The organism is Hungatella sp. (assembly GCF_046966825.1).
The window spans coordinates 74,546-87,218 of the sequence record NZ_JBKVCZ010000003.1 but is presented as its reverse complement, the minus strand read 5'-3'; the positions used below and the strand labels follow the sequence as shown (position 1 = coordinate 87,218).

Below are 12,673 nucleotides of genomic sequence, written 5' to 3'. Positions count from 1 at the left end.
GGACAGAAATGGGAAAAAAAGATGAGTACAGATTTACAATCCGGTTTGATCCGGACGATGACCGGCACCGGCTGGCTGCCCAAATACTGAACTCCCAGGGGAGGAAGATTGCCAGGTATGTTGCGAGGGCGGTGCTGGCGTATAGTGAGGAAATTCCAGCTTCGGATTCAGATCATGAGGAACGGCCAGGAGGTATCACAAAAGAGGAAATGGTAAAAAGGGATATAAAGAAGGAAAACGGTTCTAAAACAGATAATGAATTAGAAAAGGAATATGAGATGGATGAGGAAGAGATTGCACTTCTGAAAAATACCAATCATATGTTCCGCAGAAAGTAGGGTGGTTGGTTATCAGAACGAAGCGGAGATGTATGGTAGTTATGAATATAGGGCTGGCCGTATTGGCAGCCCTGTGGGTCAGCAATTATTACCGGCTGGCGGCAGTGAGTGGAAGTTCCATGGAACCGGCACTGTCCCAGGGGGATATTGTAGTTGTGAGAATGGGAATCTTACCACAGCGCGGTGATGTTGTGGTTATTGATTCCAAAGTGCTTCATAAGCGGATCATTAAGAGGGTTATCGCGGTGGAGGGGGATACAGTTTTCGTATCTGATGGGGAGATATGGGTAAATGGAGAAGTTTTAGTGGAGGAATATATAAAAGAACCGTATGAGCATGAGAAAGGGGACTGGGTTGTGCCGCCTGAGAGCGTATATGTTTTGGGGGATAACCGGAATCATTCAAGAGATTCAAGAGTGCTTGGTTTTATTCCAATGCAGGAAGTGACAGGAACCGTAATGTACCCGGAAAACAAATTCGGAGGTAAATGATGAATAAGAGAAATATAGATGTTATTTATGATGAAGCAATGCACTGTGGAATATTGAATTTGATTTGTCTGCCGGTAATGGCTGGATTATGGTTTTGGCAGAAAAAGAAGTGTCCTGTGGTTATCCTGCTTATGATTCAGACGGCGCTACAGCTTAAAACAATCTCGAAGATATTTGTAAATTACCGGCCAGATAGGAGGTGCCCCCTTTGTGAGGCGATCATACCGGAAGACAGTAATTTTTGCCCGTCTTGCGGTTATATTGTTCACAAGGATTTATGGGGAGCAGAGGATATGGTTGAATTTAATGAAGCGGAGAAATGGGACGTGAAGGACCATGAAATTGATGCGGTGTTCAGGCGGATTGAGGAGGAAGTCATAGATGGTATTGCCTGAAAGAGATTGAGCGAAAGAAACTTTATTGGTGAGATAAATCCGGGCATTTGATTTCAGAATCATTTGTCCGGATTTTTGACAAAAAAACATGAAAAACGCATGAGAAAAGTCAGAATTTGTAATCCGGCTTTTGATATAATAAAAGTGTTAGAAATCCACATCCAGCATAGTCTGGGTCATGGCGGTAATGACAGTAATTTGCTTATTATTGCACTGTGACAAAAGCCGGTGCAGTTTTTCAGTGCCTTCCGTGCCAGGATACAGAAGCGGGTCTAAAGGAAGCCGTAAGGCCTGAATCAGAGCAATAAAAACTTTTAGGCTGGGAATATCGTTTTTATTTTCGATATCCATTAAATAACGGGTGCTTATATCGGCCCTTTCTGCCAGTTGTGCCTGTGTCAACCCTTCTTCAATTCTTGCCTGTTTAATAATGGAACCAAGTTGTAAAAGAAAACTCTCCATAGTTCACCTCCAGTAACGTGTAATAGTTCACTTTGATTAATACTATATTTATTGGGGGAAAATGAAAACGAGCCATAACCCTCAATTAAAGGTGAAATAATAGTTCACTAAACACGCCAAAACCAGGAATAGTGCTAATAAAAAAAAGCAGCCTATTCTGATGCTTTGGCGTGTTTTTGTGGCTGCAGAAATTGGGGCAGCATGGGGAATGAAAAAGGAATATCAAAAAATAGTCAAAAAAGTGTAGCAACGCTAAAAAAAGGAGTAAAAAATCATACAATATCTATACGGTGCCATATGAACTATTAACCGTATTAGTATATGAAATATTTGTTCATAATTATTCAGATAGCCGTTGGATTATATATCCAGCGGTATTTTTTTGGCGAATTTTGTCATATTATGCGGCGAATGGTCCATTACCGCATTGCCGGTCGCCGCCAGAAACCTCCATTTTCAGATAAAAAATCAAAATGGAGGAAATTAAATGGAAGGCAAAAATAAAGAGTTTTCTACGCAGGATTCGTTTGGGGCATATCTCAAAACAGCAGTGAGGAATACGAAAATTAAATATATTAAAAAGCATGTCAGAATCCAGGAACGGGAAATCCCGATTGAGGATTCCGCCTATATGGAAGCAGAGTTCCGAATGGGAGACTATTATCAGTATTTAGAGGAACAGGTTGGCAGACTATGCGAAGACTTGGGGGATGTGGAGCAGCTTCTCAATTTGATTGAGAATGAACGGTTACTGGCTGCGCTGATGAAACTGGGTGATGAAAGGAAGCGGCTGATTTTCTGGCGTATTATTAACGGAATGAGTTTTGAGGAGATTGCAGGGCGGCTCCATATTCCGGTAAAAAAGGTGGTTGATACATATTACAATACGTTGAAAAAGCTGAGAAAGGAGATGCAGCATGGTTGAATTTGAAGGCTTACTGGAGCTTGCTAAGATGGGCGACAAAGAAGCATTAATGAAACTGATAGAAATGTATCGTCCGCTGCTGATTAATTATTCTATGATTTGCGGCAGATTTGATGAAGATCTCTATTATGAGCAGGTACATACTATGATCCGTTGCGTACATAAGTATACAAAATGACCATATATAGTTATTTGACGGAGTTGACATGCACTATATATTGTGATAATCTGGAGGTGATATTGATTTAACGTTCTTTTGAAGAATGTCTGATGGTTTGTTCCGGCCTGAGCCGGAAGATAAAGAATTGGCGATTGCCTTAATAAGAGGTCCTGTGCAGGGACTATATGAAAGACACTTAAATGTTTCATGACGTTTAGGTGTCTTTTTTTGTTTTGGGAAAGGAGGATCATGATAATAGATAGAGAGAATCAGTTGGAAGGAAAAAGCAGTCGGAAGAGAAGCAAATCACCAGAAGAATGATATCAATATCAAAAATGTTCCAGGAAAGACAAGTTGAGCAACGAGAGGTACAGTCAAAGGCAAGGAGGTATCGTATGAGTCAAATGGTATCAAATCTCTGTGAGAAACGCAGCATACTGATTTCCGGGATGTTGGAATTTCCGCTCCAGGTAGGGAAACCCGCCTTCTATTTCTATAATGGCAGACGAGTAAAAACGGCGAGAGTGAAGCGGATTGTGGAAATCGCATTGGATCATGCCTGTTTTGAGACGGCAAATCTGTGTTATAGAATTGATTATTTTCCTGTTGCAATGACGATGGCGAAAAAGGCAAGCTGATAAGGTGGAAAGCAAAATAAAGTAGAAGATGAGAGGGCCTTAAAGTGTTTCGGCCCTCTTTTTCTCTGTGCAATAACATTGAGACTATTATGAGACACTATTGCACCAGGAACATTATTGACACACAATTTTAAAAGAATTATAATGATAAGGTCAGATTTTGTGCATGAGGACATGATGGGAGGCCATAAGATCTGAAACAACTGAATCGGTGGGGACAGGCAATCATTTTTTCGGAATGGTTGCTTTTTTATTGTCCGAATATTGGAATTGGAGGTGAAAGAAAGTTGCATTCTGGAAAAGTACAAATGCAGTGGAAGAATATGAAGGAAATGGCTGAGGTGGAAGCAGCGGGCATGATGGCAGAGCTGCAGCGGATTCAGCGCAGCCGTATGTTAATCTTTATCCCGCAGATTGCGTTTTTTGCATTTATGGTCGTGACCTGTACGGCCTGCCTGATTATGCCGGTATCGGCAGACGATATTTTTGATATTGCCAAAAGTGCCATGCAGAACGTTTACAAGGACGTTGCCGGGATTGCTACGGTGGCAGCGGTGGTGTGTTCGGCTGTGTGCCTGTTTTTAATGAACTTCTCAAAATCAGGAAAGACGGTAGACGAGTCGCGGGCGTGGCTGAAACGGATTGTGGTCTGCTGGGCTGTATTAATGACGCTTGGGGCTATCGTAACCTACATGGAAAAAATCATACCAAAGAGTGAGTTTAGCGGTTAACAAAGTCTAAAAAAAATTGCCGGTGCTTCCCCGGCGGAAAGGAGGGGTATTTGACTGGAAAATCTATAGGGCTAAGAACATACCATAAAGCATGGGCTGGCTGATACAAATGCTTCTTGAAGCGGTCAGGGAGCAGTGTTCGCAGTTTATCATTGACATGATGGAGATTGTCAATCAGGTCTTTACCGAACTGCTGTCCTGCAATCTGGATTTATTTGAGGAATTGTTCAGCGTGGTAAAGGATTTATACAGGGAGGCAATCGTTCCTTTGGCGATTGCTATTTTACTGCTCATTTTTATTTGGCAGCTTTTAAAGGGCATGTTTGGAAAATACTTAAATTCGGAAGATCCGATGGAACTTGTAATACGGAGCTGTATCTGTCTTTTCATGGTGACCGGGGCAAAAAGCATTGTAAATTATGTTCTTGATGTGGCGGGAACTCCGTATGACTGGGTGACGGGAACTCAAATTACGGTTGTTTCTTTTGCTGATTTTACTTCCGTGGCTGAAGCTGTTACATCAGGACTGGGAATTGACTCATTGAATATACAGTTATTGCTGGTAATTATTCAGTTTATGGTTGCCTGGAATTATTTAAAGCTATTGTTTATTATGGCGGAGCGCTATGTCCTTCTTGGGGTGTTTTCGTATACGGCTCCTCTTGCCTTTGCAACCGGCGGCTCAAAAGCGACAAACAATATTCTGGCCTCCTGGTCGAAGATGTTTGGCGGGCAGGTGGTACTTATTATATTAGATGCGTGGTGCCTGAAAGTCTATTTAAGCGGATATGGAAATATGATGGCAAGCGGATACGGATTTACGAAATTTTTTGCAGCGACTCTGTGTCTGGTTGGATTTGGAAAAATTGTGTTTAAGCTCGATTCATATATGGCGTCACTGGGCGTCAATCTGGGCCGGACAAGCCCTGGCATGGGCGGACTTGGTCTTATGATGATGCTGGGACGTGTCTTTTCTCAGTTTGGAGGTTCTGCAGGAGGGCATGGCTCACCGTCCGGCGGCAGGAAAGGTCCGGCAACGGGTGCGGGTAGTATGGCTTCCGGTGTGGGAAGCCCAATTCCGATGGGCGGCCCAGGTGCAAGCGGCATGGGAGGAAAGCCATCAAATGGTGCAGATTCAGCGGCCATGACAGGTAATGGTCCCGATAAGGGCGTGCCGATGTCAGGGCAGAAGAATGGAGATCCCCAGGAGAAACCTCACGGTATGCCAAAGGATTCCGCTGTGCCGGATAATCAAACATTTGATGGGGATATGAGCGTACCTTCTTATCAGGATAATCCGTCTTCAAAGAGCAATGATTTTGCTGAAGAAGGTAAGCCTGCCGATGGCATGGGATTTGAAACACCACTTTCTGACGAATATACAGAAGGTCCGTTCTCAGGAGATATAGATTCTGGAATGGTGAGTTCTGATATGGACTATGGCGGGAACGCGGCAATTCCGGCTGAAAACTTTGATGGAGCGGTTGAAGCGGACGGAAATTCAGTGGAACCGGGTCCGTTTAATTCTGATGATGCATTTGAAGCTGCCAATATGGGCGGAGCATTTTCAGACTATGACAGCATTGACGCCAATGCGGCAGAAAGCGTGGGTACCGTTGCGGGAGACAATGTGGACACGGGCATGACAGACAGCGTGGGTATTGGCGCAGGAGACAATATGGACACGGGCATGGCAGACAGCGTGGGTATCGTTGCGGGAGACAATATGGACACGGGCATGACAGACAGCGTGGGTATCGGCGCAGGAGACAATATGGACACAGGAATGACAGACGGCATGAGTAGCGGTACAGGCGCCGGTCTGGACACAGGAATACCAGACGGTCTGGGCACGATGAACGCAGACGGTGTATCGTTTGATGACAGCAGTGCAGCAGGCTCCGGTGTTACGTTTGATTCCGGTTATCAGAATGCTGATATAAGCGAGGGAACAGACGGCTCTGTTCAAAGTGGTTCTGTGGCGTCAGGCAGTCAGGAAAGCGGTCATTTGCAGATGGCAGATGCGCAAGGCGTATCAGGTAATCAGTTTGGTTCGGATGCTGGCATGTCTGGTAATAAGTCCGTGGCAGGCCAGAACAGCATGAGTGCAGAAGCGGGAAGCAGTATCATGGCCCAGACAGGGGCGGCAGGTTCCGCTGAACCGGGAAGAACAGGAAACGATACCGGAGGCAGCCAGACGTTCAGCGGTGTATCTGGAGGCGGACAGGGTGTTCCGGATCAGAACACCGGCGTGTCTGTACCGGACAATCGGGGGTATCAGCAGCTTGAGCATGATGGCGTGAAGTATGCCAGATTTGCAGCAGATGAATATGAGAAACCCAATACGCCCCACCAGGTTGTGGAGGCGGATGGAAAACGGTTCTATGAAGTGAAACTGGAACCGGTTCAGTCCGGTATCAAGGCGACCTTGCAAAAGGACGGTAAGGTTCATTATGAAAAGACCTATAAGGAAGTCCTGCCGGAAGTTCCTAAGAGGAAACAGAAGCCAGCTCCTAAAAAGGAGAATCCTTCAGGAAAGCAGGCAAAAGGGAAGAATGGTTCTAAGCAAAACAAGGGGAGGTGAGAAGAATAGGAGGAGACGGACTGGATTCTGATTTCCCTGACCAGGCGGCTGAAAAAGCCGCCCAGGCAGCAAAAGCTGCGAATCAGGTGTACCAGACGGCCCATTCCGTCCAGGCAGCCCAGGCGGCGATTGGCGCGGCTGGGAGCGGCGGAGCTTCTGCCGGAGCAACGGTGGGAGCTGCCGCAGGGGGGCCGCTGGGCGCAGTGATTGCAGCGGTCGTTACCAGTAAGACATTCTGGAAATTTATAGGTGCCCTGCTTGTTATTATGTTTCTTGTCATGTATATTGTGGCGAATTTATTGTCTCTGGTGCTGTCCTATATCGGTTTTGGCAGCCCGGATGATTATGTGAGCCAGGCAAGACAGGCGGAATTGCTGAATTTGCAGACACGTATAGAGACGGTACTGTCACAGCCGGAGGCGAAAAATGAGGTTCTGTCATTGATTGAGGGAAAGCGGGACACAATCCTGGAGGAGATAGAAGCCGACTTCGATGGCTCAGGCTGTGACGAATATGAGATTATCAGGGACGAGTATGAGGCGGTTCTGGTTCCCCAGTTAAGCCGGTACCTGGCAGTTATGTTTGAGCAAAAATGGACCGGTTCCCAGATTAGGAGCTTTGGCGGATATGGCGGATCTGATTCTTTTTCCACGGATTTGACCAGTGAATACGATGCGTATTTTGAACTGGCGGCCGCTACCTATGATGTTTCAGTTTCCCTTCTAAAGGCGATGGCAAAAACGGAGTCTGATTTTAACCCCAACGCAGTGTCACACGCAGGGGCCATTGGCATTATGCAGTTGATGCCGGCTACTGCAAGAGAACTGGGCGTTACGGACCCCTATGATCCCCAGCAGAACATTATGGGAGGTGCAAAGTATATCGCTGCGCAAATTAAGGCATTTTCAGCCTATTCAAACGGTCTGGAGCTTGCCATAGCAGCCTATAACGCAGGCGGAAAGGCGGTGCGGGACGCAGGATACCGGATTCCCCAGAATGGGGAAACACCTGCCTATGTAGCGAAGGTGATGACGCTGCTAGGCGGGGGAGACGATATGCCGGACGGAGGGATTGCGGCAAATCCTTCGGACAGTGTTTCCCTCAACATGATGAAAGCAACCATTGCATCGGAACTGGATACGTTTTTTGGCTGGAATTTAACGAGAATCAGGGAAGTGACAATATCGGAAGGCGAGGGGGAGGAGAAAACAGAGACAACAATATCAATTGCGCAGTATTCTATTTTATTGAAGCTGAACCGTGAACTTTCAGAAACCAGCACAGGCTATGAGTACCGCTATGTGACAAGCCGCTCCCTTTTTAATCTGGTGGTAAAACTATTGCAGGCAATTCAGGATGGGACGCGCAGCATGAAGGATATTTTATTTCAGATGTTTAGCTGGAAGGAATTTATAACGGGTGTGGGCGCTTCTGAAGATGGCATTATGGGGGATATTGATACTGCGGGCGATACCATTTCATATGATACGGTTTCCGGCTGTGTGAAGGAAGTCGTATATTTTAATCAGGTAGAAGAGCCGTGGAATAGTATGAAGTACGGCAGCAGTACCATTGGAAGCGCTGGCTGCGGCCCTACTGCAATGGCGATTGTTATATCTACCTTAACCGGAGAAACGGTAACGCCTAAAATGACGGCGGATTATTCCATTGAACATGGGGAATACGTTTCCGGACTGGGAACCAGCCATTCATTCCCCACGAATGCGGCCCTCCATTGGGGACTGACGGTAAATCGTGTGGGAAAGAACCGGATGTCAGAGGTGGTCCAATCGTTAAAGCAGGGGAAGCTGGTTGTGGTAATCTGCGCCCCCAATACCATATCGGGAAGCAACGGACATTACATCGTACTCACGGGAGTAGACGCGCAGGGATACATAACAATTGCTGATCCGGGAAGCCGGAGCAGAACCGGGAAGGTTTACAGCGTTGATACTATTCAGTCATATGGCAGAGATCTGGACGACGGGGCTTTCTGGATTATTGGAACATAGAGGAGGTCTGTTTATATGAAATACGAGAGCATACGAATGTTTTTGGGACTTTTGACGGCGATTTTTCTTCAGGTGCCTGCCTATGGAGGTCAGTACCGGACGGAAAACCAGGATATTCCGGTCATTGTAAAATGGCGGGAAGGGCATGGTTTTGGGGAGGACGGAAGAATGCTGGAGGGTGGCTGGGCATTTGACCCGGAAAACGGGAGTTATGTAAGATTTGAAGAGGGCAGTGTCATGGTAAAAGCGGACCACATTCTGGAGACGGATGATTATGAGGCATATTTTACGGATACAGAAGCAGCGGCAGGAACCCTGGCGGTTCGGGGAGAAGTCATCAGACATTTTTCCGGCAGTATCCGGGTAGTGGTGGAAAACGTGGAGACGCATTTGGAAAAAACATGCTTTCTGACCTATGAAAATGAGTACCGCTATAATCTGCCGGTGCCGGAGGGGCGTTATCAGGTCAAGGAGGCAGAAGCTGTATGGAACAAAAAATACTATACAGTCAGCACTGGTGGGGATGTTTTGGAGGTAAAGGATAATCATACCTGTCTGATGGAGATACAGGTTTTGCCTGAAGGTGATGGGGCGGATCAAAGAGAGGCATGGGAACAGGTAAATGAAAGTGGCGCTGAAGTTGAAAAAGCGGAACAATTTTCCCGTGTTATTTCTGAAAGCAGCAATGATAAGCAGAGTGAAATAACCTCAATGCACTGGCCGGAGATTTACTTAATGGTTGTGATTTTTATTGCGGGATATGGCCTTTGCCGGTACTGGACGAAGCGCAGATGATGAAGGAGAGGAAAGAGGTGGTTTGGTAAAGTGTCAGAACCAAAAGAGCGAATAGATTTATATTTTATACCGCCCAATTTTGCGGAAGAGGGTACCGTATTGTCAGGGAGATTGCGAACCAGGAATGCTGTTGAGACGGCAATTCTGGTATTTTTTATGCTGAAGCCGCTGACCATGCTAGATACCACCTTGAAGAATAAGATATATATCGGCGTGGCTGTCATTCTTCCGGTTATGATTATTTCCCTGCTTGGAATACAGGGGGAGAGTCTGACTGCGTTTTTGATGAGCTTCTTCCGGTATATCAGACAGCGCAGGGTATTAGCCCCTCCGGATACCGGGTACCGGCTGGAACGGAGCCGGCGGCTGAAAAAGATTGCCAGGGACAGAGAACGCAGAGAGAGGAGGCAGAGGAACGGAGATGGCGGACAAAAGCACGGCAGAGCACAGCCAGAGGCAGATCAACCAGTTGAAAAACATAAAAAGGGCATATCAGAGAGAAAGAAGAAAGAGAACCGGCGGCAGAGATGAAGCCAGGCCGGAAGAGAGGAAGGAGACAAAGGAAAAACGAAGCAGCAGGCCGTTTCGGCCGGAGGGACCGGTTGATGTGGGGCCGGTTCCCAGAACTCTTGCGGCAGGTTGTATTCCCATAACAGGTATCACAGACGGGATTATCGATACGAGTGATGGAAGGCACGTTAAGATTGTGGAGGTGATGCCGGTCAACTTTCTGCTTAGAAGCCCGGCTGAACAGCGGAATATCATCTATGCTTTTGTAGGTTACTTAAAGATTGCACCTGTGAAGATTCAGATAAAAGTGCTGTCTAAAAAGGCGGATATCTCCGGATTCCTTGAAAATATCCGCAGGGATAAAGAGAATGAGGCGGATGAGCGGTGCCGTCTTTTACAGGAGGACTATGCGTCGCTGATCCGGTCTGTCGGTTCCCGTGAGGCAATTTCCCGCCGGTTTTTTCTGATTTTTGAATATGAGACTTACCGGAGCAGCCGCAATCAAAATGAGAACGATATTGTGGCGGTCCTGAATACGGCGGTGCAGACCGCTAAAAAATATTTGTCACAATGCGGAAACGAGGTGATAATCCCGGAACACGACACGCAGGCCTGTGTGGAGGTGCTTTACCACATTTTGAACCGGAGAACCAGCACGATGAAGACGCTGAGCCAGCATATGAATGAGGTGGTCGCGTGGTATATCAGGGAAAACGGCGAGGAGAGCGTGGAAAACATACCGGTTACAGAATTTTTTGCGCCGGAGTCCATTGATTTTAAGCATGGAAATTACATTGTCATGGACGGCGTATACCACACATATCTGTTTATCCCTTCCGCAGGTTACCGGAGCCGTGTTCCGGCTGGTTGGCTGTCGCTTTTAGTAAATGCCGGTGAGGGGATTGATATTGATGTGTTTCTGTATAAACAGGACAAAGCGAAAAGCGTGGAGCGGATTGGGCGCAGAATCCGTCTGAACAGCTCTAAAATCAAGGAGGTGTCAGATACCAACAGTGATTACGATGACCTGGCGGAGTCCATCCGGGCGGGGTATTATCTTAAAAATGGACTGGGAAGCAGCGAGGACCTGTACTATATGAGTATTTTGATTACAGTGACCGGATACAGTGCGGATGAGGTTGAATGGCGGGCAAAGGAGATGAAAAAACTTCTAAATTCCCAGGATATTGATACCATGTCGTGTCTGTTTAAGGAAGAAAGTGCATTTCAGTCTGCGCTTCCGCTGGTTAATCTGGATAAGAACTTATACCAGAGATCGAAGCGGAATCTGCTGACCAGCGGTGTGGCAAGCTGCTATCCATTTACGAGTTATGAAATGTCGGACAGGGACGGAATCCTGATGGGGGTTAACAAGGCGAACAGCTCCTTGGTAATCGTGGATATTTTTAATTCGGAGATATATAAAAATGCCAACATGGCAATCATGGGGACTACGGGGGCGGGAAAAACCTTTACACTTCAGCTCATGGCGCTGCGCATGAGGCGTAAGGGGATTCAGGTATTTATCATTGCCCCGGATAAGGGGCATGAGTTTGCCAGAGCCTGCGAGAACATCGGAGGCTCTTTTATCCAAATCTCCCCGGCTTCCCGAAATTGTATCAATGTGATGGAAATACGCAAGACAGATAAGGCTGCCAGCGATATTTTAGACGGGCCTTTGATCCAACATTCTGAGCTTGCCTCTAAAATACAGGACTTACATATTTTCTTTTCCCTGCTGATTCCTGATATGAGCCATGAGGAAAAACAGCTCCTAGACGAGGCATTGATCATCACCTATAACCGAAAGGGAATTACACATGAAAATCAAAGTCTGATTGACCCGGAACAGCCGGAACGCTATAAGCCGATGCCGATTCTTGGAGACGTTCATGAAGTGCTGATGGAGAAGGCGGAGACAAAAAGGCTGGCGAATATTTTAAACCGTATGGTACATGGTTCCGCCTCCAGCTTCAACCAGCAGACCAATGTGGATTTATCCAACAAATATGTGGTGTTAGATATTTCGGAGCTGTCCGGGGATTTGCTGACCGTTGGTATGTTTGTGGCTCTTGATTTTGTCTGGTCTAAAGCAAAGGAAGACCGGACAGTGGAGAAGGCCATTTTTATTGATGAAGTCTGGAAACTTATCGGGGCGGCTTCTAATGAGATGGCGGCGGAATATGTGCTGGAGATTTTTAAAATTATCCGTGGATATGGAGGTTCCGGCGTATGTGCAACCCAGGATCTGACTGATTTCTTTGCCTTGAAGGACGGGAAATACGGGAGAGGCATTATCAACAACGCGAAGACGAAAATCATTCTGAATATGGAGAATAACGAGGCAGAACAGATTAAAGAAGTTCTGCATTTATCGGAGGCGGAGATGATGTCCATTGTACGGTTTGAACGCGGAAACGGTATGATTTCAACAAATAATAATAATCTGACGGTGGAGTTTCGGGCAAGCCAGCTGGAGAAGGATTTAATCACCACGGACCGGAAGGATTTAAAGGAATTGCGGGAACGGTTGGAGCGGTATGGAAAGGGGGCCATGGGAAAGCGTTTTGATGATGTATAGAAGACGCAGATAATGCGTATAAGCGAAAGCTTGAGTGTTTTGTTGCGGTGC

13 protein-coding genes are annotated in these 12,673 nt (G+C 46.5%); 12 read left to right on the top strand and 1 reads right to left on the bottom strand.

Annotated elements, in window-relative coordinates; genetic code table 11:
- Positions 1-8: 8 nt before the first annotated feature.
- Genes ACLTD4_RS01980 through ACLTD4_RS01970 form a run of 3 tightly spaced genes read left to right on the top strand, consistent with a single transcriptional unit; the run spans position 9 to position 1,224 of the window.
- Positions 9-338, top strand: a complete 330-nt coding sequence (locus ACLTD4_RS01980) for a hypothetical protein (RefSeq protein ID WP_278836701.1) — start codon at positions 9-11, stop codon at positions 336-338.
- A 32-nt stretch (positions 339-370) separates the two neighbouring features.
- Positions 371-829, top strand: a complete 459-nt coding sequence (gene lepB / locus ACLTD4_RS01975) for a signal peptidase I (protein ID WP_278836700.1) — start codon at positions 371-373, stop codon at positions 827-829.
- Positions 826-1,224, top strand: coding sequence for a zinc ribbon domain-containing protein (locus ACLTD4_RS01970; RefSeq protein WP_278836698.1), 399 nt, complete (start codon positions 826-828; stop codon positions 1,222-1,224). Before lepB ends, ACLTD4_RS01970 begins: the two co-directional genes overlap by 4 nt.
- A gap of 147 nt (positions 1,225-1,371) precedes the next feature.
- Here ACLTD4_RS01970 and ACLTD4_RS01965 read toward each other — a convergent pair whose 3' ends face one another.
- Positions 1,372-1,686, bottom strand: a complete 315-nt coding sequence (locus ACLTD4_RS01965) for a helix-turn-helix domain-containing protein (protein ID WP_278836696.1) — start codon at positions 1,684-1,686, stop codon at positions 1,372-1,374.
- Positions 1,687-2,173: 487 nt separating this feature from the next.
- Between ACLTD4_RS01965 and ACLTD4_RS01960 the strand changes: the two genes are divergently transcribed.
- The 9 genes from ACLTD4_RS01960 (at position 2,174) to ACLTD4_RS01920 (ending at position 12,622) form a co-directional block, all read left to right on the top strand.
- Positions 2,174-2,611, top strand: a complete 438-nt coding sequence (locus ACLTD4_RS01960) for a sigma-70 family RNA polymerase sigma factor (protein WP_278836694.1) — start codon at positions 2,174-2,176, stop codon at positions 2,609-2,611.
- Positions 2,604-2,789 (top strand): helix-turn-helix domain-containing protein, encoded by a 186-nt coding sequence (locus ACLTD4_RS01955; RefSeq protein WP_278836692.1) that lies wholly within the window; start codon positions 2,604-2,606, stop codon positions 2,787-2,789. The genes ACLTD4_RS01960 and ACLTD4_RS01955 overlap by 8 nt, the downstream gene beginning before the upstream one ends.
- 377 nt (positions 2,790-3,166) lie before the next feature.
- Positions 3,167-3,409, top strand: a complete 243-nt coding sequence (locus ACLTD4_RS01950) for a hypothetical protein (RefSeq protein ID WP_278836691.1) — start codon at positions 3,167-3,169, stop codon at positions 3,407-3,409.
- A gap of 308 nt (positions 3,410-3,717) precedes the next feature.
- On the top strand, positions 3,718-4,140 hold the full coding sequence (locus tag ACLTD4_RS01945; RefSeq protein WP_278836689.1) for a hypothetical protein: 423 nt from the start codon (positions 3,718-3,720) through the stop codon (positions 4,138-4,140).
- Between the two features lie 109 nt (positions 4,141-4,249).
- Positions 4,250-6,724 carry a hypothetical protein gene (locus tag ACLTD4_RS01940; RefSeq protein WP_278836687.1) on the top strand — a complete coding sequence of 825 codons (2,475 nt, stop codon included), beginning with the start codon at positions 4,250-4,252 and terminating at the stop codon, positions 6,722-6,724.
- Positions 6,721-8,736: a transglycosylase SLT domain-containing protein gene (locus ACLTD4_RS01935; RefSeq protein ID WP_278836685.1), complete on the top strand. Its 2,016-nt coding sequence runs from the start codon at positions 6,721-6,723 to the stop codon at positions 8,734-8,736. The genes ACLTD4_RS01940 and ACLTD4_RS01935 overlap by 4 nt, the downstream gene beginning before the upstream one ends.
- A 15-nt stretch (positions 8,737-8,751) precedes the next feature.
- Positions 8,752-9,531: a hypothetical protein gene (locus ACLTD4_RS01930; RefSeq protein WP_278836683.1), complete on the top strand. Its 780-nt coding sequence runs from the start codon at positions 8,752-8,754 to the stop codon at positions 9,529-9,531.
- Positions 9,532-9,630: 99 nt separating this feature from the next.
- Complete coding sequence (locus ACLTD4_RS01925) at positions 9,631-10,062, top strand: hypothetical protein (protein WP_412330003.1); 432 nt, start codon at positions 9,631-9,633, stop codon at positions 10,060-10,062.
- A complete protein-coding gene (locus tag ACLTD4_RS01920) occupies positions 9,953-12,622 on the top strand; it encodes a VirB4 family type IV secretion system protein (protein WP_278836680.1) in 2,670 nt (889 codons plus the stop codon). The genes ACLTD4_RS01925 and ACLTD4_RS01920 overlap by 110 nt, the downstream gene beginning before the upstream one ends.
- Positions 12,623-12,673: the final 51 nt, after the last annotated feature.